Below are 23,701 nucleotides of genomic sequence, written 5' to 3'. Positions count from 1 at the left end.
GCCTCTACTTGCGCACTTTGATGGAGAACAACCCTTGAGGGCGCAACATCAGGATCAGAATCACCCCGGACAGGGTCAGCACCTTGGCCATCGAACCACTGAGGAAGAACTCCGAGATCGATTGGGTCTGGGCAATGACGAACGCCGACGCAATAGTGCCGAACAGGCTTTGTGCGCCGCCGAAGACCACCACCAGGAAGGTGTCGACTATGTACTGCGAGCCCGCGGTGGGCCCGGTGGAGCCAATGGTGGTAAAGGCCGCGCCGGCCACCCCCGCGACACCACAACCGAGGGCAAAGGTCATGCGGTCGACCTTGCGCGTGTTGATGCCCACGGCACGGCTCATCAGCCGGTTTTGCACCGTGGCCCGCACTTGCAGGCCCCAGCGTGAGCGGTAGAGCAAGAGAAAAATGGCCGCGGTGAGCAGCAGGGTCAGGGCCATCATGAACAGACCGTTGCGCGGGATCTCGATGGACTCGGTGAAGTTGAACGAGCCCATCAGCCACTCCGGCGGCGTGGCGCTGACTTCACGGGCGCCGAACACCGAACGGAAGGTCTGCTGCATCACTAGGGACAGCCCCCAGGTCGCCAGCAATGTGTCCAACGGACGCTTGTAGAGCCGACTGATCATCGCCCACTCCACCAGCCAGCCGATGGCCCCGGCCACCAGAAACGACAGGGCGATGGCGAGGAAAAAATAATAGGGTTGAAACCACGGAGCGAAATGACTGGTCAGGCTCGAACAGACATAGGTGGTGTAGGCGCCGATCGTGAGGAACTCGCCGTGGGCCATGTTGATGACCCCCATCTGGCCGAAAATGATCGCCAGCCCCAATGCCATCAACAGCAGCACACAGAACACGGACAAGCCGTTGAACCCCTGCATCGCCGCGATGGCACCAAATTCCGATAGCCATTCCATGATGATGGACTCCTGCTTGGAGGGAGGATGTGGAAAAACGTTGGAGCTCCATCGCCGGCAAGCCAGCTCCTACGGAGTGTTGGAGTCGGCTTGCCGTGATGGCCCAGACCTTACTGATAGCCTTTAGGGAACGGATTCGGCTCGATCAGATCGGACTCGAACACCACTTTGAACTGGCCATCGGGCTGCACTTCACCGATGCGGGTCTTGCTCCACAGGTGATGGTTTTCATGCACTTTGACGTAGCCTTCAGGCGCGGTTTTCAACTCGATGCCCGGCGAGGCTGCAACCACTTTGTCGACATCGAAGCTGCCGGCTTTTTCCACCGCGGCCTTCCACAACCATGGGCCCAGGTACGCGGCCTGGGTCACGTCGCCGATCACCGAATCCTTGCCGTACTTGGCCTTGAAAGCGTCGACGAAGGCTTTGTTGTTGGGGTTGTCCAGGCTCTGGAAGTACTTCATCGAGGCATAGAAACCGGCCATGTTCTCACCGCCGATGCCCAGCAACTCATCTTCGGTGACCGAGAGCGTGAGCAAGGTCTGCTTGGCCGAATTGACACCCGCCGCATTGAGTTGCTTGTAGAAGGCCACGTTGGAGCCACCCACCACTGCCGCGAACACCACGTCGGGCTTCTTCAACTTGACTTTGTTGATCAGCGAACCGAACTGGGTGTTGCCGAGCGGGTAATAGTCTTCGCCGACCACGGTGCCGTGCAGCACGTTTTCAATGTGCTTGCGGGCAATCTTCATCGAGGTGCGTGGCCAGATATAGTCCGATCCCACCAGGTAGAAGGTTTTGGCGCCTTTGGTCTTGGCGATCCAGTCGAGGCTGGCGAGGATTTGCTGGGTGGCTTCCTGGCCCGTGTAGATCACGTTCTTCGACTGCTCCAGCCCCTCGTAGAAAGTCGGGTAGTAAAGCAGGCCGTTTTCTTTCTCGAAGATCGGCAGCACAGCCTTGCGCGACGCCGAGGTCCAGCAGCCGAACACCGTGGCCACCTTGTCGTTGACCAGAAGCTTCTTGGCCTTCTCGGCGAAGGTCGGCCAGTCGGAGGCGCCGTCTTCTTGGATCACCTTGATCTGCCGACCGAGGATGCCGCCTGAAGCGTTGATCTGCTCAATGGCCAGGCGTTCGGCCTGGATCGAACCGGTCTCGGAAATCGCCATGGTGCCGGTGGCCGAGTGCAACTGGCCGACCGTGACTTCAGTGGCGGTCACCGCCAGGCCGGTGCTATTGGCCTCGTCGGCCCATACACCCTGGCTGAACACACTGGCAGCCAATAGCGACAGGGCCGCCGCCCCCAGCGCCAGGCGGCGCGGCAACAGGCCTTTGGTCCGGATCAATCGTGGTTCCATGCTGCTACTCCTCTGCGGTGACGCTGACAGCTCGCCTTGGGGCGGCCGGCAACGGTGGTGGCATCAGCATGGCTGCGCGGATCGGCGACGGGTATACGCAGCCTGACGTAAGCGCATACGTCATTTGACGTAGGGAAAAATGCACCAAGGCGGCGCAGGCTATCGCTCCAGGCCCCGCCTGAACGGCACTGCGCGGACGCGCGCGCAGGCAACAGTTGGCGCGGCAAGACGGCGCGGTGCAGGGCATGAAAATTGCTCGGCTATCCGCCACGGGCACACCCGCCAGGCACGGAGCGCCTTGACCCCAGGAGTCTTTCGTCGTGCTTCCACCTGGCACCCAGCGCATCGCCAAGATCCGTCGCGACTACAACAGCTGGGTCGCCGACGAAACCATGGAAGACTACGCCCTGCGTTACACACCAAAGTCCTTTCGCAGGTGGTCGGAACTGCGCATCGCCAACACCGCCCTGGGCGCGGTGTCGTTCCTGGCCCTGGAGGCGATTGGCGGGGTGCTGGCCCTGAGCTACGGCTTCACCAACACCTTCTGGGCGATTCTCGCCGTGAGCCTGATCATCTTCCTCACCGGCCTGCCCGTCAGCTACTACGCCGCCCGCTACGGCGTCGATATGGACCTGTTGACCCGCGGTGCCGGCTTCGGCTACATCGGCTCGACCATCACCTCACTGATCTACGCCAGCTTCACCTTTCTGTTCTTCGCCCTGGAAGCAGCGATCATGGCCCTGGCCTTGGAGCTGTACTTCCATATCCCATTGGCCTTTGCCTATGTGATCTGCTCTGTGCTGGTGATCCCCCTGGTGGCCTATGGGGTGACCCTGATCAGCCGCCTGCAACTCTGGACCCAGCCGTTGTGGCTGGTGCTGCTGGTGCTGCCCTATCTGTTTGTGCTGCTAAAAAACCCCGAGGCCTTCAGCGACTGGACCAGTTTCCAGGGCCGTGATGCCAGCGGCGACTTCAATCTGCTGGCGTTTTGCGCGGCCTGTACCGTGGCCCTGTCCCTGGTGACGCAGATCGGCGAACAGGTCGACTACCTGCGCTTCCTGCCGGAAAAAACCGCGTCCAACCGCAAGCGCTGGTGGGCCGCCCTGCTCTGCGCCGGCCCCGGCTGGATCCTGCCCGGCGCCCTGAAAATGTTCGCTGGCGCCTTCCTGGCGTTTCTCGCCCTGCAACACGAGATCCCCATCGAGCGCGCTACGGAGCCGACCCAGATGTACCTGGTGGCCTTCGGTTATGTGTTCGCCTCGCCGGAATGGGCCCTGGCGGCCATGGTGCTGTTCGTCTTCGTCTCGCAGATGAAGATCAACCTGACCAACGCCTACGCCGGCTCCCTGGCCTGGTCGAACTTTTTCGCCCGGGTCACCCACAGTCACCCCGGCCGCGTAGTTTGGCTGGTGTTCAATGTGGCGATTGCCCTGATGCTGATGGAGCTGGGGGTATTCGACGTCATCGACCAGGTGCTCGGTCTCTACGCCAACATCGCCATCGCCTGGATCGGCTCGGTGGTCGCCGACCTGGTGATCAACAAACCCTTGGGGTTGTCACCGAAATACATCGAGTTCAAGCGCGCTCACCTCTACGACATCAACCCGGTGGGCGTCGGCTCCATGCTGATTGCCTCGCTGCTGTCGGTCCTCGCCCACTTCGGTCTATTTGGTGCGCTGGCCCAGGCCGCCCCGCCCTTCGTCGCCCTCGGCACCTCGCTGGTCATGACCCCGCTGCTGGCCTGGGCCACACGCAGCCGCTATTACATTGCCCGCACCAGCGATCCGCTACTGCTGCAACCGGTGGCACCGAGCACGCTGATCACCTGCGGCCTGTGCAGCAACCCGTTCGAAACCGCCGACATGGCTTTCTGTCCGGCCTACAGCACGCCCATCTGCTCACTTTGCTGTTCGCTGGACGCGCGTTGCGGCGATCGCTGCAAACCTCACGGGCGTCTGTCGGCGCAGTTCGAAGCGCTGTTGCATTGGTTGCTGCCCAATGCAACGGTGCCACGCCTGCACACCCGGCTAGTGCATTACCTGGGCCTGCTGCTCGCGCTGATCCTTATGCTCAGCGGCGCTCTGGCGCTGATCTATGGCCAGGCCTCCCAGGGACTGCCCCACTCGCCGCAAGCCCAGGCGACGCTGTACCAGGCATTTTTCCAGGCCTTTCTGACGCTCTCGGTACTGGCGGCCATCCTCGCCTGGTGGGTCGTTCTGACGCGGGAAAGCCGCCGCGTGGCCCAGGAAGAATCGGACCGCCAGACCCTGCTGCTGATGCAGGAAATCGAAGCCCACCGCTTGACCGACCAGGCCCTGCAAGATGCCAAGGAGGCTTCCGAGGCGGCCAACGCGGCCAAGAGTCGCTACGTCACCGGACTGTCCCACGAACTGCGTACACCGTTGAACAGCATCCTCGGTTTTACCCAGATCCTGCAGCGCGATGCGGCCATGCCGGAGCAGCATCAGGATGCCCTGGCGACCATCCTGCGCAGCGGCTCGCACCTGCTGTCGCTGATCGACGGCCTGCTCGATGTGGCCAAGATCGAGGCTGGCAAATTGCGCCTGGAACCGACGGAAATCCCCTTTCCGGAACTGATCCACGATCTGGAGCTGATGTTCACCCCACAAGCACGGGACAAAGGGTTGCGCTTTCGCCTGGAGCTGATCGGCAAGATGCCGGCGGTGGTGCGAGGCGACGAAAAGCGCGTCCGGCAGATCCTCATCAACCTGTTGGGCAATGCGGTCAATTTCACCGACAGCGGCGAAGTCTGCCTGCGGGTCAGTTACATGCGCGAGACGGCAACCTTCGACATCATCGACACGGGTATCGGCATCGACCCCGAGCACATCGAGCGAATCTTCCAGCCTTTCGAGCGCGGTGATCTGATGCGCCAGGACAAGGGCGTTGGCCTGGGCCTGACCATTACCCGCATGCTCACCTCGCTGATGGGCGGCGAGTTGCAGGTCAAGAGTCAGCAGGACAAGGGCACCTGTTTCCAGGTGCGCCTGTTTCTCTCGCAAGTACGGGTGCCGCAAGCGGTGATCCATGTCGAACACGACATCATCGGCTACCAGGGGCCGCGGCGTCTGGTGCTGGTAGTGGACGACCATGTGGACCATCGCAAGGTCCTCAGCGGCATGCTTACGCCCCTGGGCTTTGAAGTGGTCCAGGCCAGCAACGGCCAGGAAGCGATTCGCCAGGTCGCCCTGCTGGGGCCGGACCTGATTCTCATGGACCTGTCGATGCCGACGATGGATGGCTGGGAAACCAGCCGGCTGATCCGCCGCAATGCGTTGTCCACGGCACCGATCATCGTGATATCGGCCAATGCCTTTAACGACGAGCGCGAGCGCAGCCTGGCCAGTGTCTGCAACGACTACCTTGCCAAGCCGGTACACACCCCGGAGCTGCTCGAGCGGATCCAGAAACAACTCGACCTGCACTGGCTGCGCCGCGAAAAACCAGCCCCTGCGACATTCCCCGAACCGGGGATATTGCCCTCACAGCCTGACCTCATCGCCCTCGGCGAACTCAGCGCCATCGGCTACGTACGCGGTCTGCACGAAAAACTCGACGCCATCCAGGCCGAGACGCCAGCCACCGCCCCTTTCATCAGTTCGCTACGCAAGCTGCTGAAAAATTTTCGCCTGGACGAAATCAACCGCGCCCTCAAGGAGGCAGAAGATGAATGCACTGACCACAGTCGCTGAACCCGGTGTCGTGTTGATTGTGGACGACACCCCGGACAACCTCGCCATGCTCTCCGACGCCCTCAATGATGCCGGCTACATGGTGCTGGTGGCCCTCGACGGGCTCAGCGCCCTGAACCGCATCGAACGCCGGCGTCCAGACCTGATCCTGCTGGATGCGATGATGCCGGGCCTGGACGGCTTCGAGACCTGCCGGCGGATCAAGGAGCAACCGGCCAACGCCGATATTCCAGTGCTGTTCATGACCGCGCTGACGGAAAGCAGGCATGTGGTCCAGGGCTTTGAAGTGGGTGGCAGCGACTACGTGACCAAGCCGATCCAGACCGACGAAGTGCTGGCCCGGGTCGCCGCGCACCTGCGCACCTCGCGCATCCTGCTGTCAGCCCGAGCGGCGTCACAACCAGCCCCGCCGAGCCTGGACGACGAGCCGGCGCACAGGGTGCTGTCGGCACGCTTTCAGCTCACCGGTCGGGAAGTCGAGGTTCTGCGCTGGGTGGCCTGCGGCAAGACCAACCGCGACATCGGCACCATTCTTGATCTGAGCCCACGCACCGTGAACAAACATCTGGAACATGTGTATGTGAAGTTAGGTGTAGAAACACGCACAGCCGCGACCTCCGTGGCCTTGTCGGCCATGACCGACTCTCGCAACAGTGCTTCAAGGTGAGCCACGACAACCGAACGTATTGTTGGATGAGCACTGGGGCCGTTTTCGTCCATGACAGAACCTGGTGGATGAAGCAGGAACGTTAGAAACGGCTCTGGATTTTCAGCCCTGCCACCCAGGCAATGCGGGGGTATTTTTTAGGCATGAAAAAGCCCAACCTTTTCAGATTGGGCTAAGTCATTGAAAAATATGGTCGGGACGGAGTGATTCGAACACTCGACCCCTAGCACCCCATGCTAGTGCGCTACCGGACTGCGCTACGCCCCGACTAGGCGTGAATCTTGTTCCGCTTCTCAACGGAACGCTCAGGAATATATCGCAAGCTTTTGAAAACTGGAAGTATTTAAAAGCAGAAATTTATTTCTTGAGCACCACCAGCACATCTTCAAGCTCGGCGATCATCTGGCGGATCATCTGTTTGTACTGGGTTGTATCGTCTTTGGCCTCATCACCGGAGAGGCGCAGGCGTGCGCCGCCGATGGTGAACCCCTGATCGTACAGCAGCGCGCGGATCTGCCGGATCATCAGCACGTCTTGTCGCTGATAATACCGGCGGTTTCCGCGGCGCTTGACCGGGTTGAGTTGAGGAAACTCCTGCTCCCAATAGCGCAGCACGTGCGGCTTTACCGCACACAGCTCGCTGACTTCACCAATGGTGAAGTAGCGTTTGCCCGGGATGACGGGTAGTTCGTCGTTATGACTTGGTTCCAGCATAAGCCTCAACTCGGGCCTTCAACTTCTGCCCTGGACGAAAGGTGACCACACGGCGAGCCGTGATCGGGATTTCTTCTCCCGTTTTCGGATTGCGGCCAGGCCGCTGGCGTTTGTCCCGAAGGTCGAAATTGCCGAAACCGGACAACTTGACCTGCTCGTTGTCTTCCAGAGCGTGCCTGATTTCTTCGAAAAACAGTTCGACCAATTCTTTGGCCTCCCGTTTATTCAGGCCCAGCTCCTCATACAGACGTTCCGCCATCTCAGCTTTCGTCAGAGCCCCCATACGTCACTTCCTTAACGTGGCGTTCAACCTGTTTTCGAGCGAGGTGAGGATGTTCTGCGTTGCGGTATTCACCTCATCGTCATTAAGAGTGCGCGATGGATGCTGCCAGGTCAAGCCAACTGCAAGGCTTTTTCTATGCGGATCAATGCCTTTACCCTGATACACGTCAAATAGCCTGAGGTCCGTGAGCCATTCGCCTGCATTTTCACGGATTACCTCCAGCACAGCGCTGGATGCAACGTCGCGATCAGCCAGCAGCGCCAGGTCACGACGCACTTCAGGAAAGCGCGATAACTCCTGGAATTTCGGCATTTTCCCCTGGGCGACTTCAGCCAGAACCAGCTCGAAAACGAAGACCGGACGATCAAGGCCCAGGGTTTTCGACAGTTCCGGGTGAATGGCACCGACATAGCCGACTTCACGCCCGTCTCGCTCGATACGTGCGGTCTGTCCAGGATGCAGCGCTGGATGCTTGCCCGGCACGAAAGTGAACGCGTCGAGCGCACCGGCGAAGCCGAGCACCGCTTCCACGTCAGCCTTGACGTCGAAGAAATCGACGACATCGCGACCTTGCGCCCAGCCTTCCGGCAAGCGACTGCCGCAGACCACACCGGCCAGCATCGACTCTTGCTTCAAGCCGTCCAGTTGACCGACGAAGCGCAGGCCGCTTTCGAACAGACGCACGCGATCCTGCTGACGGTTCAGGTTGTGCTGCAGCGATTTGACCAAACCAGGCCACAGCGACGAGCGCATGGCCGCCATGTCGTTGGAGATCGGGTTGGCCAGCAACAGCGGCTCGACACCCGGATTGAACAGCTCGAACTGACGCGGATCGATGAAGCTGTAGGTGATCGCTTCCTGATAACCGCGGGCCACCAGCAGGCGGCGCAGTTCCGGCAGGTCGCTGCGAGCTTCAGCCTTGGCCTGTGGGGCCAGGCGTGCTTGCGGGTAGCGAACCGGCAGGCGGTTGTAGCCATACAGGCGGGCCAGTTCTTCGATCAGGTCGACTTCCAGGCTGATATCGAAGCGATGGCTTGGCACTTCGACGCGCCACTGCCCTGCCCCATCCGCACTGATACCCAGGCCAAGGGCACTGAGCAGGCGCTCGACTTCGGCAGCGTCCATTTCCATGCCCAGCATCTGGGTGATGCGTTGGGCACGCAGGGTGATCGGAGCGATCTTCGGCAGGTGCTGTTCGCTGACGGTTTCGATGATCGGGCCGGCTTCGCCACCGGTGATGTCCAGCAGCAGGCCAGTGGCGCGCTCCATGGCTTCACGGGCCAGTTGCCAGTCCACGCCACGCTCGTAACGGTGCGAGGCATCGGTGTGCAGCCCATAGGAGCGCGCCTTGCCAGCCACTGCGATCTGGTCGAAGAACGCGCTTTCAAGGAATACGTCACGGGTCGTGGTGGAGACGCCGCTGTGCTCGCCCCCCATTACGCCGGCAATCGCCAAGGCGCGGGAATGGTCGGCAATCACCAGTGTATCGCTGCGCAAGGTCACTTCCTGGCCGTCGAGCAGGACCAGCTTCTCGCCCTCTTCGGCCATGCGCACGCGGATACCGCCGTTGATTTCGGCGAGATCGAACGCGTGCAGCGGTTGACCCAGCTCCAGCATCACGTAGTTGGTGATGTCGACGGCGGCGTCGATGCTGCGCACGTCGGCACGGCGCAGGCGCTCGACCATCCACAGCGGCGTCGGCTTCGACAGGTCGACGTTACGGATCACGCGGCCCAGGTAACGTGGGCACGCCGCTGGCGCGAGGACTTCAACCGAACGCACCTCATCATGCACCGCTGGCACGGCCGCGACCACAGGACGCGTCACGGGGACGGCATACAGCGCGCCGACTTCGCGGGCCAGGCCGGCCAGGGACAGGCAGTCGCCACGGTTCGGCGTCAGGTCGACCTCGATGCTCGCATCGTCCAGGCCCAGGTATTCACGAATATCCTGGCCCACCGGCGCATCCGCCGGCAGTTCCATCAAGCCATCGTTGCCTTCGCCAATCTGCAGCTCGGCCTGGGAGCACAACATGCCGTTGGACTCGACGCCGCGCAGCTTGGCTTTCTTGATCTTGAAGTCGCCCGGCAGCTCGGCACCGATCATGGCGAACGGGATCTTCAGACCCGGGCGCACGTTGGGCGCGCCGCAGACCACCTGGAAGGTTTCCGCGCCATTGCTGACCTGGCAAACCCGCAATTTGTCAGCGTCTGGGTGTTGCTCGGTGCTCAACACCTCGCCCACCACCACGCCGCTGAAATCACCGGCGGCCGGCGTGACGCTATCGACCTCGAGGCCGGCCATCGACAGGCGAGCAACCAGCTCGTCCCGACTTACCTGCGGGCTTACCCAGCCGCGCAGCCACTGTTCACTGAATTTCATCCTGCTCTCCCAATAGATTCGTTACGGACTGCGGCCTAGCGAAATTGCGCAAGGAATCGCAAGTCGTTGTCGAAGAACAGGCGCAAGTCATTCACACCGTAACGCAGCATGGCCAGGCGCTCGGCGCCCATGCCGAAAGCAAAACCCGAGAATTCTTCCGGATCGATACCGGACATACGCAGCACGTTCGGGTGAACCATGCCGCAGCCCATGACTTCCAGCCAGCCAGTCTGTTTGCAGACGCGGCAGCCTTTGCCACTGCACATCACGCATTCCATGTCGACTTCAGCGGAAGGCTCGGTGAACGGGAAGTACGAAGGGCGGAAACGCACGGCCAGTTCTTTTTCGAAGAACACCCGCAGGAACTCTTCGATCGTGCCTTTGAGGTCGGCGAAATTGATGTCGCGATCAACCAGCAGGCCTTCGACCTGGTGGAACATCGGCGAGTGGGTGATATCGGAGTCGCTGCGGTACACACGGCCTGGGCAGACGATGCGGATCGGCGGCTGCTGCGATTCCATGGTGCGGACCTGTACCGGCGAGGTATGGGTGCGCAACAGCATGTTCGCATTGAAGTAGAAGGTGTCATGCATCGACCGGGCCGGGTGATGGCCTGGGATGTTGAGCGCTTCAAAGTTGTGGTAGTCGTCTTCGACCTCAGGGCCTTCGGCAATGCCGTAGCCGATGTGGGTGAAGAACTGCTCGATGCGTTCCAGCGTGCGGGTGACCGGATGCAGGCCGCCGGAAGTCTGGCCACGGCCAGGCAGGGTCACGTCGATGGACTCGGCGGCGAGTTTGGCAGCCAGATCCGCCTCCTCGAACAACGCCTTGCGCGCGTTAAGGACCTCTGTGACACGTTCCTTGGCAACGTTGATCAGCGCACCGACCTGCGGACGCTCTTCGGCCGGCAGGTTCCCCAGGGTCTTCATCACCTGGGTCAACTCGCCCTTCTTGCCAAGGTACAGAACCCGGATTTGCTCCAGGGCATTGATATCTTCAGCGCTTTGCACAGCCTCTAGTGCTTGAGCGACCAGCGCATCCAGGTTTTCCATGTACAGACTCCAGATACAAAATAGGGGAAGAGCTTTAAGGCTCTTCCCCTATTTATGACGTTTAACACCCGAGCCCACAGAGGTGAGCCCTGGTGACTGTCGGGGGTACTTAAGCCAAGGTGGCTTTAGCTTTCTCGACAATCGCAGCAAACGCCGCTTTTTCGTTCACTGCCAGATCAGCCAGAACCTTACGGTCGATCTCGATGGACGCTTTTTTCAGGCCGGCAATGAAACGGCTGTAGGACAGACCGTTAACACGAGCACCAGCGTTGATACGAGCGATCCACAGAGCGCGGAACTGACGTTTTTTCTGACGACGGTCACGGTAGGCGTATTGGCCTGCCTTGATTACCGCTTGCTTGGCAACACGGAATACGCGGGAACGCGCGCCGTAGTAGCCTTTAGCAAGTTTCAGAATTTTTTTGTGACGCTTACGGGCAATGACGCCACGCTTTACACGAGCCATGAGTTACTTCCTCTATTCTTGATCCAAAAATTAACGAAGGCGCAGCATGCGCTCGACTTTTGCCACGTCAGACGGATGCAGCAAGCTGCTACCGCGCAGTTGACGCTTACGCTTGGTCGACATTTTGGTCAGGATGTGGCTCTTGAAAGCGTGCTTGTGCTTGATACCGTTAGCAGTTTTCAGAAACCGCTTAGCAGCACCACTTTTGGTTTTCATCTTTGGCATGTTCGGATACTCCGCATTCAGTTGATAAACATAATCGCAAGGCCTGCCGTGCCCTGGTGATTACTTCTTCTTTTTCGGGGCGATGACCATGATCAGCTGGCGTCCTTCCATCTTAGGATGCTGTTCGACCGAACCGTACTCGAGCAGGTCTTGTTCAACCCGCTTGAGGAGTTCCATCCCCAGCTCCTGGTGGGCCATCTCACGGCCGCGGAATCGCAAGGATACCTTGGCCCTGTCCCCGTCACTCAGGAAACGTACCAGGTTGCGCAGTTTTACCTGGTAATCCCCTTCCTCCGTCCCTGGACGAAACTTGATTTCTTTTACCTGAATCTGCTTCTGGTTTTTCTTCGCCGCGGCAATCTGCTTCTTCTTTTCGAAGATCGACTTGCCGTAGTCCATCACCCGGCAAACCGGTGGGACTGCGTCTGCGGAAATTTCTACCAGATCAAGCTTGGCTTCTTCAGCAATACGAAGCGCTTCATCAATCGAGACGATGCCAATCTGCTCGCCGTCAGCGCCAATTAACCGAACCTCGCGTGCCGAGATATTCTCGTTGATCGGGGCTTTCGGTGCAGCTCGTTTATCTTGTCTCATTTCACGCTTAATAATAATTACTCCAAATCTGGGCGACCACGCCGGGAAACCGCTTGCGCGAGGAACTCAGCGAATTCGGCGACGGGCATCGAGCCCAGGTCAGCACCTTCACGAGTACGCACAGCGACAGTCTGCATCTCGACCTCCCGATCTCCAATAACCAAGAGAAAGGGAACCTTGAGCAAAGTATGCTCGCGGATTTTAAAGCCGATCTTTTCATTTCTCAAGTCGGACTTGGCACGAAATCCGCTTTGGTTGAGAGTTTTTTCGACTTCGGCGGCAAAATCTGCCTGTTTATCAGTGATATTCATGATCACTGCCTGGGTCGGCGCCAGCCACGCGGGGAACGCACCCTCGTAGTGCTCGATCAGGATCCCGACGAAACGCTCGAAGGAACCGAGGATCGCGCGGTGAAGCATGACCGGGTGCTTGCGACTGTTGTCTTCGGACACGTATTCGGCGCCCAGACGGATCGGCAGGTTGAAATCGAGCTGCAAGGTACCACACTGCCACACGCGACCGAGGCAATCTTTCAGCGAGAATTCGATTTTCGGACCGTAGAAGGCCCCCTCACCCGGCTGCAGGTCGTACGCCAGGCCCGCGCTATCGAGGGCAGCCGCCAGGGCCGCTTCGGCGCGATCCCACAGTTCGTCGGAGCCAACGCGCTTTTCCGGACGAGTGGACAGTTTCATTTCGACTTCGGTGAAGCCGAAGTCCCGGTAGACGTCCATGGTCAGCTTGATGAAGGCGGCGGATTCGGCCTGCATCTGCTCTTCAGTGCAGAAAATGTGCGCATCGTCCTGGGTGAACGCACGCACACGCATGATGCCGTGCAGCGCACCCGAAGGCTCGTTACGATGGCAGGCACCGAACTCGGCCAGGCGCATCGGCAACTCGCGGTAGCTTTTCAGGCCCTGGTTGAACACCTGCACGTGGCAAGGGCAGTTCATCGGCTTGATGGCGTAGTCGCGGTTTTCCGACTGGGTGGTGAACATGTTGTCGGCGTAGTTGGCCCAGTGCCCGGATTTCTCCCACAGGCTGCGGTCCACCACTTGCGGTGTCTTGATCTCGAGGTAGCCGTTTTCACGCTGGACCTGGCGCATGTACTGCTCGAGCACCTGGTACAGGGTCCAGCCGTTCGGGTGCCAGAACACCATGCCCGGGGATTCTTCCTGGGTGTGGAACAGGCCCAGGCGCTTGCCGATCTTGCGGTGATCGCGCTTCTCGGCTTCTTCGATACGCTGGATGTAGGCCGCCAGTTGCTTCTTGTCGGCCCAGGCAGTGCCATAGACGCGCTGCAACTGCTCGTTCTTCGCATCGCCACGCCAGTAGGCACCGGACAGCTTGGTCAGCTTGAAGGATTTGAGGAAACGCGTGTTCGGCACGTGCGGACCGCGGCACATGTCGACGTATTCTTCGTGGTAGTACAGGCCCATGGCCTGCTCGTCCGGCATCTCTTCCACCAGACGCAGCTTGTAGTCCTCTCCACGGGCCTTGAAGACTTCGATGACTTCGGCGCGCGGGGTGACTTTCTTGATGACGTCGTAATCCTTCTCGATCAGCTGCTGCATGCGCTGTTCGATGGCCGCCATGTCGTCCGGCGTGAAAGGACGCTCGAAGGCGATGTCGTAATAGAAGCCTTCATCGATGACCGGCCCGATGACCATCTTCGCGCTCGGGTACAGCTGCTTGACCGCGTGGCCGACCAGGTGCGCGCAAGAGTGGCGAATGATCTCCAGCCCCTCTTCATCCTTTGGCGTGATGATTTGCAGCGTGGCGTCGCTGTCGATGACGTCACTGGCGTCGACCAGTTTGCCGTTGACCTTGCCGGCCAGGGTGGCCTTGGCCAGGCCCGCGCCGATGGATGCGGCGACCTCGGCTACGGAAACCGGGTGATCGAATGAACGTTGACTGCCATCGGGAAGAGTAATAGTTGGCATGGCGCCTCCTCTCCTAGTGGTGACCCCTACCAAAGGTCACGTGGGTTGGGATGAGCCAGTACAAGATCCAGTCCAGGCCATTCAATGACGAACGCCTGCCTTACAGCGGCAGGAGCCTTGCGGCCAACCGGGAAAACCGAACCAGAGTGACTGGGATTCAAATCAGGGTTATTTCGAACATTTGCCGCCGGGACGAGTTGTCATCCGCAGCCTGGAAATACCCGAGCCCGGCATGCTAGCACAGATGAACGGTCATCGCCGCGCTCGAATTGAAGCAGGCGTAAATCCACGGTTTTTATGCCAGAGTGCTGAACTGAACCGAGCGCAACGCCTCAGATATCAAGACATCGACCCGAAAGGAGCATCTTCGCATGCATCTCAATACATTGTTTGCAGTAGTCGCCCCACTCGCCCTGCTGCTTCCACTGACCGCCCATGCCGACTGGCCCAAAGGCGAGCGCGAAAAATACATGGCCCAATGCACGGAGGCGGCAACACCCCAGATCGGCCCGGCCGCTGCCAAGGCTCATTGCGCCTGTGGCGCCGATGCGATCAAGTCCTATCCAGCCTCGGACATCCAGGCCTTGATGGACAACAAGGCCACCCCGGATCTGCAGCAAAAGGCACTGGGCCAGATCGCAAAATGCAAGGCTGACAACAAGGCGAAAAAGTGAGAAAGCAGGCCTCCTGAACGAGCCCGGCAGGGTTGAAAAACACTGATTTCAGGCTTTTTTGAACGATTTATTCAGGTTTTACAGCTTTTTTTATCGTCTTTACTTTCGGCTGAAAGCCTTTAAAACCGGGCCTTTCAGCGGGTAAAGGCGGCAAAGCAAACACGACTGATTGGCAAACAGCGCGTCTGGGGGGGTCCCAAATCGAACATTTCGACTATGATACCCGGGTGTGCCCAGTTGGCCTGAGCAGCACAGTACACTGAAAATATATGTTTCTTGGAGATACACCATGTCTAATCGCCAAACCGGCACCGTTAAATGGTTCAACGATGAAAAAGGCTTCGGCTTCATCACTCCTCAAGGTGGCGGTGACGACCTGTTCGTACACTTCAAAGCTATCGAAAGCGACGGTTTCAAAAGCCTGAAAGAAGGCCAGACCGTTTCCTTCGTGGCTGAGAAAGGCCAAAAGGGTATGCAAGCTGCACAGGTTCGCCCAGAGTAATTTCTTGGCGCACTAAAAAAACCCCGTCCATGTGACGGGGTTTTTTATGGGCGATTGAAAACCGCCGGTCAGCCGCAGTTCACCCGGTTGACCACCAGGTTGGCATCGGTATTGAGATTCAGGCGATCGGAGCGGTACTCAAGCGTCACCATGTCGTTGGGCTTGAGGATTCGGGCAATCTGCGCGCCGGCACGGGTACGAGCCTGCTCCAGCAATTGTGGCGAGGCCTGCTTGCCAATGGCGAACTCGGCGCCCTTCGCTTCGCAACGGCCGTGACCGGACTCGGTCGCCACGGGTTCGGGAGTCGATTCCGAGGTGCTGCTGCAACCGCTCAAGACCACGGCGGCCAACAGAGTACTCAATGACGCGAGCTTCCAAGGCATGAAGCCTCCTTTTTTCGATAGATAAACAGAGAGCGTGCGACAACCCAAACGGCGCTTGGTTTCAACACCACAGCCGTCGGCCTGGCTCATCCGGAAAACCGGCAGTTTGCCTGAGCCGCCACTGCTGTTCAGACATGAATCGTGACTGGATATGAACACCGCTCAATAAACGTCGATGTAATCGAACGGAGGATTGGGCCAGTTATCCTTCAGCGCATTGTAGATCTGCATGACCCAGACCTCGTCGCTGGCCGCAACCCGTCCGACGTATCCCGAGCCCTTCGCCCAGGTTTCGAGCCGAAACAGCAAACCATCGATGTCAGCGCCACCGACCACACCCGAGGACAAATAGGCGATACCGCCCTTGGTCACGCGCAGCTGGGTATGCTCGTCATCACTGGCCGAGGCCAGCAATTGACGAACCGCCTCGAGGGTCAGGCCATCCGGAGCGTTCAAATCGATCTGCACGGCGGGGCTCCTTTAAAAACAAAAAAAAGAGTGTCGCACAGCCCTCCTCCAATGCCTAAGTCGCAGTGCCAAACCGGGGGCAAAAATGCTTAACTCCACTTACAGCCCTCCAACTCGCGAGCCCTACCATGAGCACCGTCAGCATCGAAGCCACCATCAATGCCAAATGGTCGGAGGGCCATAGCTCCTATAGCCCGAGCAGTCCCGAGGAGTTGGCAATCATCGGCATAGAATTGCTGGTGAGGGAACTGGGGACGGAGGTCGCCCGCAACTTCATCCAGCAGGCATTCGAACGCTATCCGAGCGTCGTCGACGCCGTGGACTGATGCTCACGCACCCGCAGGCCCACCTGCGGGCGCATATAGCCAGGCGGGTTACTTGAGGCGCGCCAGGCGCTCGGTCAGCAGGTCGAAGAAGCCCTGGGCATCACCGTTTTCCACCCAGAACGCGTTCTTTGGCGCTTTCAAACCATCGTACCAGTCGACGATGGTCTGCCCGAACGTCGGGCCCTCGCGACTGTCCACGACGACATTGACCGAACGACCAGTGAACAACTGTGGCTTGAGCAGATAGGCGATCACCGTCGCGTCATGCACCGGCCCACCCGTCATGCCGTAGTGCTCCATGTCGCCCTTGACGTATTCGTTGAGGATATCGCCCACCAGCTTGCTGGCATTGTTGTTCAGCGCCGCGATCTGCTTCAGGCGCGCCTCGCTGGTGAGGATCTTGTGGGTCACATCCAGCGGCAGGTAGGTCAGTTTCACACCGCTCTTGGCCACCACCTCGGCCGCCTGCGGATCGGCGAACAGATTGAACTCGGCCACCGGCGTGATATTGCCGCCGTTGAAGTGCGCACCGCCCATGATCACCACTTCCTTGATGCCCTGGACGATATCGGGCTCCTGCACCAGCGCCAGGGCCAGGTTGGTCTGCGGGCCAAGCATGGCAATGGTGATGCTGTGGGGCTTGGCCGCTTTCAGCGTGTCGATCAGGTAGTTGACGGCATTGCCTTCGGCCAAGCCCTTCTTCGGCTCGTGCACCGTGACACCCGACAGGCCTTCCTTGCCATGGATGTTTTCCGCGTAGATCGGCGTGCGCATCAACGGTTTCGGCGCCCCGGCATACACGGGCACGTCTTCGCGCCCCGCCCATTCCCGGGCCAGGCGAGCGTTGCGAGAGGTCTTGTCCAGGCGCACATTGCCGGCGACGGTGGTCAGCGCACGAATATGCAACTCCTCGGGCGAGGCCAGGGCGAACAACAGCGCCACCACGTCATCGGCCCCTGGATCGGTGTCGATGATCAGGTCGATTTTTTCCGCCGCCTGGGCGCTCGTAGCGGTGATCAATGACAAAAGCAGCAGACTCCGGATCAGTTGATGCATTTTCTGAGCATAGCGGTGCATGGCGCACTCCTTGTGCAGGGTTGAACAGGGTTAGAACGTCACTCCAGCGACCAGCACGATATTGCAGTACGGAGAGCACTCGCCTGTGCGAATGATCGCCCGCGCCTGCCGGCTGATGATCTTGAATTGTTCATGGCTGACCAGCTCTCGCTCGCCCAACGCACCCTCGGCATTCAGCATCTCCAGGGTTGTCAGAGCCAGCGGCTGCTTGTCGAGGATTTCCTCGGCCAGGACATGGCTTTCCACCTGCATTTCGCTGAGCACCACCTTCAAGGTGCTGACAAAGTCAGGAATGCCATGGGTCAGGGCCAGGTCGATCAATTCGACCTGAGGCGGCACAGGCAGGCCGGCATCACCGATGACCACCTTGTCGCCATGGCCCAGGGAAGCGATCAGTCGTGACAGTGCCACATTCAACAACGGCGTCTTTTTCATGATTTGAAAGCCTGTACTTCCAACAACGTGGGGATTGAAGGCTGCGCGCCCGGGCGGGTGACCGACAGCGCGGCGGCGGCCTGGCCGAAACGAATCGCGTCGACCTCGCTTTTGCCGCTCGCCAGGGCTGCCGCGAAGCCGCCGACAAAGGTGTCTCCGGCCGCCGTGGTGTCCACTGCCTTGACCCGCGGGGCCGGGAAGTGTTCGAAGCTGGCGCCGTTGGCAAACATCAGCCCCTGGGCCCCCAAGGTGACGATCACCTTGCCGGCACCGGCGGCGATCAAATGCGCGGCGGCGGCTTCGGCGGTTTCCAGGGAATCCACCGCCAGCCCGCTCAGCACCGCTGCTTCGCTTTCATTGGGAACCAGGTAGTCGATGCAGGCGTACCAGTCGGCGGGCAACGTATGGGAAGCCGGCGCCGGGTTGAGGATGACGATTTTGCCCAGCTCACGAGCGCGCTTGAGGGCATGGCCGACGGTGGCATCCGGCACTTCGAGCTGGCAGATGATGACATCGGCGCTTTGCAGCACTTCATCGACACTGTCCAGGACCTCGGCGGTGAGCGCACCGTTGGCACCGGCAACGATAACGATCGCATTCTGGCTATTGTCGTCGACGACGATCAGCGCCACGCCGCTGGCCCCCTCCACCACGCTGACCGCCAGGCAGTCGATGCCCTCGGCCAACAGCCCGCCACGCAATTGTTCGCCGTAGGCATCATTGCCCACGCAACCGACCATCGATACCTCGGCGCCCAGGCGCGCGGCGGCCACCGCCTGGTTGGCACCCTTGCCGCCCGGGATGGTGGAGAAGGACTCGCCGATCAGAGTTTCACCACCACGCGGCAGACGCGGCGCCCGGGTCACCAGGTCCATGTTCAGGCTGCCTATTACCACTACTTTTGCTGGCATACATCACTACTCATCAATTCGGTTCAGCGGTATTGGGCGAATGTGCCGGACAGCGGCGCAGTCGACTCTCGCAGGACAATACTTGGCGTCACGATCCGCTGCTCGGTGGCAAGGCCCGGCGTCGCAATTCGTCGCAGCAGCACTTCGGCCGCCATCTCGCCGAGCTGCAGGATCGACTGCCCTACCGTGGTCAATGCCGGGTAGACATAACGGCTCATCTGGATGTCATCGAAACCGATGACCGACAGTTCGCTGGGCACGCGCACATTGCGTTCAGCCGCGGCGCGCAGCACACCGATACCGATCATGTCGTTGGCCGCAAAAATCGCGCTCGGTGGCTGCTGTTCAAGCAGCTGCGCAGCGGCGCGGTAGCCGCCGGTACTGGTGAAATCGCTCTCGAGCATACGCTCGACAGGCAGCTCGATCCCGGCCTCTTTCAGCGCACGGCAGTAACCGGCCAAGCGCATTTGCGCCACGCTGGTATTGGCCGGGCCACCGATGAAGGCGATATCGCGGTGACCCAGCTCAAGCAGGTGCCGGGTCGCCAGGTACGCACCGCATTCATGATCGATGCGCACCAGGTCTGCGTCGACACCCTCGAGCCCACGGTCGACGATCACCATGGGGGTGCGCACGTTGGACAGCCCCTCGGCCAGGCCGACATCACCGCCGGCAGACGCGAAAATCAGGCCGTCGATGCGTTTTTCCAGCAGCACCCGCAGGTAGCTGCGTTGCTTGTCCGGGTTGTCGTCGGAGTTGCACAGAATCACGCAATAGCCGTTGCGCTCACAGTAGTCCTCGATACCCCGGGCCAACTCGGCAAAGTAAGGATTGAGGCTGTTGGGCACCAACAGGCCGATGGTCGCCGTGGTCTTGGCCTTGAGCGACCGGGCCACGGCGCTTGGCACGTAGTCCAGGCGCTCGATGGCCGCCTCGACCTTGAGCCGCACTTCCTCGCTGACCGGCCGCGTTTTGTTCACCACGTGGGACACGGTGGTGTAGGAAATCCCGGCGAGCGCTGCTACATCCTTGATCGTCGCCATGGTTCAGCCCCGCCGACTGGCGCGCTGGCTGCGATAGGTATCGAGCACGACCGCCACCACGATCACCGCACCGGTAATGATGCGCTTGGTTGGCTCAGTGGCGCCGATCTGCGCCAGGCCCGCCGCCAGCACGGAGATGATCAGCACGCCAAAAAAGGTGCTGATGACCGAACCGCGGCCACCCATCAGACTGGTACCACCGATGACCACGGCAGCGATGACTTGCAGCTCAAGCCCTGAACCGGCGTTCGGATCCGCCGCTTCCAGGCGCGAAATCTGGAACAGCGCGGCCACACCGGCCAGCAAGCCCATCAGGCTGAATACCAGGATCTTGTAGGGCTTTGGATTGATACCGGCCAGGCGCACGGCTTCTTCATTGGTGCCGATGCCGATCAGGTAGCGACCGAACACGGTTCGGGTCAGCACAGCCTGGGCAATGAAGATCACCAGCAAGGCGATGATGAATGAAGGTGAGATACCAAAGGCGATGGGATTGGACAGCCAGGCGAACGAGTCGCCGATGTAGGCGGTCCGGGAGCCGGTCATCTGGTACGCCAGGCCCCGGGCCATTTCCAGCACACCGAGGGAGACGATGAACGATGGGATCCGCCACGCCACGGTAATCGAACCGGTGACCGTACCCGCCAACGCCGCCACGGCCATGCCGAGCAAGGCCGATGGCCACACGCTCCAGCCCCAACCGAGCACGGCCACGCTGACCGTCGATGCCGCAAGCGCCAGCACCGACCCCACCGACAGGTCGATGCCACCGATGATCAGGATGAACGTCATGCCGACCGCCAGCACCATCAGGTCGGGAATCTGGTTGGCCAAGGTGCTGAAGGTGTCATAGGACAGGAAATGGCTGCTCAGCGCCGAGAACAGCGCGATCATGGCCAGCAGCGCGCCAGCCAGGCCCAGGTAGGTCCCGAGGCCATAGAAGTTGCCACTCGATTTGCCGACGGCAGGTGCGGTTTTCATGAAAGATCCCTAGGCGCTGCTTCGTTGAGCAACGCATCACGTTTCTGGTAGCCGGCGAATGCGGCGGCAAGCAAGTCATCCTGGGTCCAACTGTCGCGCTCGAAGGTGTCGATCAGGCGCCCGGCGGACAGCACGCCGATCCGGTCGCAGATCAACATCAGCTCCCGCAGGTCGCTGGACACCACGACCAGCGCCTTGCCCTGGCGAGTCAGCTCGCCGAGCAGCGCATAAATGTCGAATTTGGCGCCGACGTCGATGCCACGGGTCGGCTCATCGAACAACATGACCGCGCAATCGCGTTCGAGCCAACGACCGATCACGACCTTCTGCTGGTTGCCGCCCGACAGCTCGGACACCAACTGGGTCGGGCTGGAACTGCGGATGCGCATGGCATCGACCTGGCGCTGCGCCAGGGCCAGTTCGGCGCTGCCATTCACCAGGCCGGCGCTGGAGATCTCCGGCATGTTACCCAGGGCAATGTTGGCGGCGATGGACTGCGTCAGCAGCAATCCTTCGCCCTTGCGGTCTTCGGTGATCAACGCGATGCCATGGGCCACCGCATCGGACGGCGAGCGAATACTCACCACCCGGGCCGGCGAACCCAGCGCCACCGTGCCGCTGTCGGCCGGATCGGCACCGAAGATCAACCGCAACAGTTCGGTGCGCCCTGCCCCGATCAGGCCGGAGATGCCGAAGATCTCGCCACTGCGGACTTCGAAGGACACGTCGCGGACCTTGTCGGAACGGGTCAGGCCTTTAACGGTCAACGCCGGCGCGCCGATCTGGCGTGGGCCAAGGTCGATATGTTCGCCCAGCTCCCGGCCGACCATCAGGGTCACCAGTTGCTCGCTGTCGTAGTTGGCCATCGGCTCGACGCAGACCAGGTTGCCATCGCGCAGTACCGCAATGCGCTGGGCGACCCGCGCCAGTTCTTCGAGGCGATGGGAAATGTAGATGATCGACACGCCACGCGCCTGCAAACGAGTGATCTGCTCAAAGAGCATTTCGACTTCGCGGGCCGTCAGCATGGCGGTCGGTTCATCGAGAATCAGCACATGGCAATCGCCAATCAGGTTGCGGGCGATCTCGACCATTTGCTGGTGACCGATCCCCAGTTCGCCGACCAACGTGTCAGGATCGATCGCATCGAGCCCCACCTGGGCCATGGCCTCGATGGCCGCCTTGCGCAATTGCTTGCGACTGATCCAGCCGCCGTGACTGGGCAGGTTGTCGAGGAACAGGTTCTCGGCCACGGACAGGGTCGGCAGCAGGTTGAGTTCCTGCATCACCATGCGCACGCCCAGCTCTTCAGCCTGGGTCCGGCTGCCAGGACGATAATCCTGCCCCTGAAATTGCATCTGCCCGGTCGTCGGCGTCACCAACCCGCCGATGATCTTGGACAAGGTGCTTTTGCCGGCGCCATTTTCGCCGGTCAGCGCCAGCACTTCACCGCGCATCAACGTCAGGTTGATATCGGTCAGTACCGGCTGGGCATAGGTCTTGCCGATACCGCTGACGCACAGGACAGCGTTCGGGTCGCGAACGGACATAACAAACTCTCCAATGCACTCGCCCGAATGGGCGAGCACCGTTGTGTCGCCAGGATAACTACTTGGTCACCAGCTCGACCGGAGTTTCGATAACGCCGTTGGTACCGCTGTCGACTTTTTCGCCCTTGAGGATCTTCAGCGCCGTCTCGATGCCGAACACGGCCTGCTTGGCGGCGAACTGGTCGGCCGTCGCCAGGACACGACCGTCCTTGAGCATTGGCTTGATGGCGTTGATGTTGTCGTAGCCGACCACCTGCACCTTGCCCGCCTTGCCCGCCGCGCGCACGGCCGATACAGCACCGACCGCCATGCTGTCGTTACCGGCCAGCAGTGCCTTGATGTTCGGGTATTCGCTGAGCATCGACGCGGCAACCTGGTTGCCCTTGTTGATTTCCCAGTCACCCGATTGCAGGGAAACGACCTTGACCTGCGCCGCTTCCATTGCATCCTTGAAGCCTGCGGTGCGTGCCTGGGCATTGGTCGTTGTGGACACGCCTTCGATGATGCCGACTTCGTCACCGGCCTTGAGCTGCTTGGCCAGGTACTCGCCCACCAGGCGCGCGCCTTTGCGGTTGTCCGGGCCTACGAACGGCACGTTGATGTTCTTGCTTTTGACCACGGCCGGATCGAGCTGGTTATCGATGTTGATCACCGTGATGCCAGCGTCCACGGCTTTCTTGATCACCGGCACCATGGCCTTGGAATCCGCTGGCGCGATAATCAGGGCATCGACCTTGGACACGATCATCTGCTCGACGATGCGGATCTGGTTGGCGGTGTCGGTTTCATCCTTGATCCCGTTGGAGATCAGGTCGAAATCGGCGGAGTGTTCCTTCTGATAAGCCTTGGCGCCGTCTTCCATGGTCAGGAAGAATTCGTTGGCCAGGGATTTCATGACCAGGGCGACCTTGGGCTTTTCTGCGGTCTGGGCGAATGCCGAGGAGATAGGCAGCGCAGCGGATGCGGCCGCGAGCATGGCAACAGCGAGAAGGCGTCCAGCGAATGGCAACTTCATGGGTTCACTCCGATCTTATGATT

The 23,701-nt window shown here is 60.4% G+C and carries 24 protein-coding genes and 1 tRNA gene; 5 read left to right on the top strand and 20 right to left on the bottom strand.

The features are described 5' to 3' along the window. Positions 1-4: 4 nt before the first annotated feature. Both urtB and urtA read right to left on the bottom strand, forming a co-directional pair. Positions 5-922 carry an urea ABC transporter permease subunit UrtB gene (gene urtB / locus BLU76_RS10535; protein ID WP_170867292.1) on the bottom strand — a complete coding sequence of 306 codons (918 nt, stop codon included), beginning with the start codon at positions 920-922 and terminating at the stop codon, positions 5-7. Positions 923-1,032: 110 nt separating this feature from the next. Next, positions 1,033-2,277 carry an urea ABC transporter substrate-binding protein gene (gene urtA / locus BLU76_RS10530; protein ID WP_092144403.1) on the bottom strand — a complete coding sequence of 415 codons (1,245 nt, stop codon included), beginning with the start codon at positions 2,275-2,277 and terminating at the stop codon, positions 1,033-1,035. 320 nt (positions 2,278-2,597) lie between these two features. Here urtA and BLU76_RS10525 point away from each other — a divergent pair, with 320 nt between their 5' ends. Next, positions 2,598-5,990, top strand: coding sequence for an ATP-binding protein (locus BLU76_RS10525; RefSeq protein WP_092144401.1), 3,393 nt, complete (start codon positions 2,598-2,600; stop codon positions 5,988-5,990). Further along, positions 5,965-6,657 (top strand): response regulator, encoded by a 693-nt coding sequence (locus tag BLU76_RS10520; RefSeq protein ID WP_092144399.1) that lies wholly within the window; start codon positions 5,965-5,967, stop codon positions 6,655-6,657. The genes BLU76_RS10525 and BLU76_RS10520 overlap by 26 nt, the downstream gene beginning before the upstream one ends. A 190-nt stretch (positions 6,658-6,847) precedes the next feature. Here BLU76_RS10520 and BLU76_RS10515 read toward each other — a convergent pair. From BLU76_RS10515 to thrS, 9 genes are all read right to left on the bottom strand, one after another. Then, a tRNA-Pro gene (locus tag BLU76_RS10515) sits at positions 6,848-6,924 on the bottom strand. A 90-nt stretch (positions 6,925-7,014) separates the two neighbouring features. Continuing rightward, entirely contained in the window at positions 7,015-7,371 is a 357-nt protein-coding gene (locus tag BLU76_RS10510; protein ID WP_003179985.1) for a MerR family transcriptional regulator, read from the bottom strand. Further along, positions 7,352-7,654 (bottom strand): integration host factor subunit alpha, encoded by a 303-nt coding sequence (gene ihfA, locus BLU76_RS10505; RefSeq protein WP_002553164.1) that lies wholly within the window; start codon positions 7,652-7,654, stop codon positions 7,352-7,354. The genes BLU76_RS10510 and ihfA overlap by 20 nt, the downstream gene beginning before the upstream one ends. A gap of 3 nt (positions 7,655-7,657) precedes the next feature. After that, the gene (pheT, locus tag BLU76_RS10500; RefSeq protein ID WP_092144395.1) at positions 7,658-10,036 is read right to left on the bottom strand and encodes a phenylalanine--tRNA ligase subunit beta; all 2,379 of its coding nucleotides are present in this window, start codon (positions 10,034-10,036) and stop codon (positions 7,658-7,660) included. Between the two features lie 35 nt (positions 10,037-10,071). Beyond that, entirely contained in the window at positions 10,072-11,088 is a 1,017-nt protein-coding gene (pheS, locus tag BLU76_RS10495; RefSeq protein WP_063320398.1) for a phenylalanine--tRNA ligase subunit alpha, read from the bottom strand. A 109-nt stretch (positions 11,089-11,197) separates the two neighbouring features. After that, positions 11,198-11,554 (bottom strand): 50S ribosomal protein L20, encoded by a 357-nt coding sequence (gene rplT / locus BLU76_RS10490; RefSeq protein ID WP_002553161.1) that lies wholly within the window; start codon positions 11,552-11,554, stop codon positions 11,198-11,200. A 30-nt stretch (positions 11,555-11,584) separates the two neighbouring features. Beyond that, positions 11,585-11,779 (bottom strand): 50S ribosomal protein L35, encoded by a 195-nt coding sequence (gene rpmI / locus BLU76_RS10485; protein WP_002553160.1) that lies wholly within the window; start codon positions 11,777-11,779, stop codon positions 11,585-11,587. Positions 11,780-11,839: 60 nt separating this feature from the next. Next, positions 11,840-12,391 carry a translation initiation factor IF-3 gene (infC, locus tag BLU76_RS10480; RefSeq protein ID WP_169432615.1) on the bottom strand — a complete coding sequence of 184 codons (552 nt, stop codon included), beginning with the start codon at positions 12,389-12,391 and terminating at the stop codon, positions 11,840-11,842. Next, positions 12,391-14,313 (bottom strand): threonine--tRNA ligase, encoded by a 1,923-nt coding sequence (thrS, locus tag BLU76_RS10475; protein WP_092144393.1) that lies wholly within the window; start codon positions 14,311-14,313, stop codon positions 12,391-12,393. Before thrS ends, infC begins: the two co-directional genes overlap by 1 nt. Before the next feature lie 371 nt (positions 14,314-14,684). On the opposite strand from thrS, the gene BLU76_RS10470 reads away from it, so the two are divergent. Then, positions 14,685-14,987, top strand: coding sequence for a hypothetical protein (locus tag BLU76_RS10470; RefSeq protein WP_092144391.1), 303 nt, complete (start codon positions 14,685-14,687; stop codon positions 14,985-14,987). A gap of 289 nt (positions 14,988-15,276) precedes the next feature. Next, on the top strand, positions 15,277-15,489 hold the full coding sequence (locus tag BLU76_RS10465; protein WP_003179963.1) for a cold-shock protein: 213 nt from the start codon (positions 15,277-15,279) through the stop codon (positions 15,487-15,489). Between the two features lie 68 nt (positions 15,490-15,557). Here BLU76_RS10465 and BLU76_RS10460 read toward each other — a convergent pair whose 3' ends face one another. Together BLU76_RS10460 and BLU76_RS10455 are read right to left on the bottom strand one after the other, a co-directional pair. Further along, positions 15,558-15,872, bottom strand: coding sequence for an I78 family peptidase inhibitor (locus BLU76_RS10460; RefSeq protein WP_092144389.1), 315 nt, complete (start codon positions 15,870-15,872; stop codon positions 15,558-15,560). Positions 15,873-16,034: 162 nt separating this feature from the next. Further along, on the bottom strand, positions 16,035-16,340 hold the full coding sequence (locus BLU76_RS10455) for a hypothetical protein (RefSeq protein ID WP_003203632.1): 306 nt from the start codon (positions 16,338-16,340) through the stop codon (positions 16,035-16,037). Between the two features lie 128 nt (positions 16,341-16,468). On the opposite strand from BLU76_RS10455, the gene BLU76_RS10450 reads away from it, so the two are divergent. Beyond that, the gene (locus BLU76_RS10450; protein ID WP_003203634.1) at positions 16,469-16,666 is read left to right on the top strand and encodes a hypothetical protein; all 198 of its coding nucleotides are present in this window, start codon (positions 16,469-16,471) and stop codon (positions 16,664-16,666) included. Positions 16,667-16,714: 48 nt separating this feature from the next. Here the strand turns inward: BLU76_RS10450 and BLU76_RS10445 are convergent, their stop codons facing one another. From BLU76_RS10445 to BLU76_RS10415, 7 genes are read right to left on the bottom strand one after another with little or no spacing between them, the layout of a single operon-like run. Beyond that, a complete protein-coding gene (locus BLU76_RS10445; protein ID WP_003203636.1) occupies positions 16,715-17,743 on the bottom strand; it encodes a nucleoside hydrolase in 1,029 nt (342 codons plus the stop codon). A 30-nt stretch (positions 17,744-17,773) separates the two neighbouring features. Further along, positions 17,774-18,178: a D-ribose pyranase gene (gene rbsD, locus BLU76_RS10440; RefSeq protein WP_092144387.1), complete on the bottom strand. Its 405-nt coding sequence runs from the start codon at positions 18,176-18,178 to the stop codon at positions 17,774-17,776. Further along, a complete protein-coding gene (gene rbsK, locus BLU76_RS10435; protein ID WP_092144385.1) occupies positions 18,175-19,089 on the bottom strand; it encodes a ribokinase in 915 nt (304 codons plus the stop codon). Before rbsK ends, rbsD begins: the two co-directional genes overlap by 4 nt. A gap of 23 nt (positions 19,090-19,112) precedes the next feature. After that, positions 19,113-20,132: a LacI family DNA-binding transcriptional regulator gene (locus BLU76_RS10430; RefSeq protein WP_092144384.1), complete on the bottom strand. Its 1,020-nt coding sequence runs from the start codon at positions 20,130-20,132 to the stop codon at positions 19,113-19,115. Between the two features lie 3 nt (positions 20,133-20,135). Further along, positions 20,136-21,113: an ABC transporter permease gene (locus BLU76_RS10425; RefSeq protein ID WP_092144381.1), complete on the bottom strand. Its 978-nt coding sequence runs from the start codon at positions 21,111-21,113 to the stop codon at positions 20,136-20,138. Next, the gene (locus tag BLU76_RS10420; protein ID WP_092144379.1) at positions 21,110-22,663 is read right to left on the bottom strand and encodes a sugar ABC transporter ATP-binding protein; all 1,554 of its coding nucleotides are present in this window, start codon (positions 22,661-22,663) and stop codon (positions 21,110-21,112) included. Before BLU76_RS10420 ends, BLU76_RS10425 begins: the two co-directional genes overlap by 4 nt. Positions 22,664-22,721: 58 nt before the next feature. Further along, entirely contained in the window at positions 22,722-23,678 is a 957-nt protein-coding gene (locus BLU76_RS10415; protein WP_092222647.1) for a sugar ABC transporter substrate-binding protein, read from the bottom strand. Positions 23,679-23,701: the final 23 nt, after the last annotated feature.

It is taken from the genome of Pseudomonas sp. NFACC08-1 (genome assembly GCF_900106735.1).
GTDB lineage: Bacteria > Pseudomonadota > Gammaproteobacteria > Pseudomonadales > Pseudomonadaceae > Aquipseudomonas > Aquipseudomonas fluorescens_Q.
Note: the sequence above shows the minus strand (reverse complement) of the source record. Positions and strands in the feature narration are given on the sequence as shown.

Bases quoted from the DNA above. Each gene is read 5' to 3' on its own strand.
- urtB (WP_170867292.1), bottom strand. From the start codon at position 922: ATGGAATGGCTATCGGAATTTGGTGCCATCGCGGCGATGCAGGGGTTC.
- urtA (WP_092144403.1), bottom strand. From the start codon at position 2,277: ATGGAACCACGATTGATCCGGACCAAAGGCCTGTTGCCGCGCCGCCTG.
- BLU76_RS10520 (WP_092144399.1), top strand. From the start codon at position 5,965: ATGAATGCACTGACCACAGTCGCTGAACCCGGTGTCGTGTTGATTGTG.
- BLU76_RS10510 (WP_003179985.1), bottom strand. From the start codon at position 7,371: ATGCTGGAACCAAGTCATAACGACGAACTACCCGTCATCCCGGGCAAA.
- ihfA (WP_002553164.1), bottom strand. From the start codon at position 7,654: ATGGGGGCTCTGACGAAAGCTGAGATGGCGGAACGTCTGTATGAGGAG.
- pheT (WP_092144395.1), bottom strand. From the start codon at position 10,036: ATGAAATTCAGTGAACAGTGGCTGCGCGGCTGGGTAAGCCCGCAGGTA.
- pheS (WP_063320398.1), bottom strand. From the start codon at position 11,088: ATGGAAAACCTGGATGCGCTGGTCGCTCAAGCACTAGAGGCTGTGCAA.
- rplT (WP_002553161.1), bottom strand. From the start codon at position 11,554: ATGGCTCGTGTAAAGCGTGGCGTCATTGCCCGTAAGCGTCACAAAAAA.
- rpmI (WP_002553160.1), bottom strand. From the start codon at position 11,779: ATGCCAAAGATGAAAACCAAAAGTGGTGCTGCTAAGCGGTTTCTGAAA.
- thrS (WP_092144393.1), bottom strand. From the start codon at position 14,313: ATGCCAACTATTACTCTTCCCGATGGCAGTCAACGTTCATTCGATCAC.
- BLU76_RS10470 (WP_092144391.1), top strand. From the start codon at position 14,685: ATGCATCTCAATACATTGTTTGCAGTAGTCGCCCCACTCGCCCTGCTG.
- BLU76_RS10465 (WP_003179963.1), top strand. From the start codon at position 15,277: ATGTCTAATCGCCAAACCGGCACCGTTAAATGGTTCAACGATGAAAAA.
- BLU76_RS10460 (WP_092144389.1), bottom strand. From the start codon at position 15,872: ATGCCTTGGAAGCTCGCGTCATTGAGTACTCTGTTGGCCGCCGTGGTC.
- BLU76_RS10450 (WP_003203634.1), top strand. From the start codon at position 16,469: ATGAGCACCGTCAGCATCGAAGCCACCATCAATGCCAAATGGTCGGAG.
- BLU76_RS10445 (WP_003203636.1), bottom strand. From the start codon at position 17,743: ATGCACCGCTATGCTCAGAAAATGCATCAACTGATCCGGAGTCTGCTG.
- rbsD (WP_092144387.1), bottom strand. From the start codon at position 18,178: ATGAAAAAGACGCCGTTGTTGAATGTGGCACTGTCACGACTGATCGCT.
- rbsK (WP_092144385.1), bottom strand. From the start codon at position 19,089: ATGCCAGCAAAAGTAGTGGTAATAGGCAGCCTGAACATGGACCTGGTG.
- BLU76_RS10430 (WP_092144384.1), bottom strand. From the start codon at position 20,132: ATGGCGACGATCAAGGATGTAGCAGCGCTCGCCGGGATTTCCTACACC.
- BLU76_RS10425 (WP_092144381.1), bottom strand. From the start codon at position 21,113: ATGAAAACCGCACCTGCCGTCGGCAAATCGAGTGGCAACTTCTATGGC.
- BLU76_RS10420 (WP_092144379.1), bottom strand. From the start codon at position 22,663: ATGTCCGTTCGCGACCCGAACGCTGTCCTGTGCGTCAGCGGTATCGGC.
- BLU76_RS10415 (WP_092222647.1), bottom strand. From the start codon at position 23,678: ATGAAGTTGCCATTCGCTGGACGCCTTCTCGCTGTTGCCATGCTCGCG.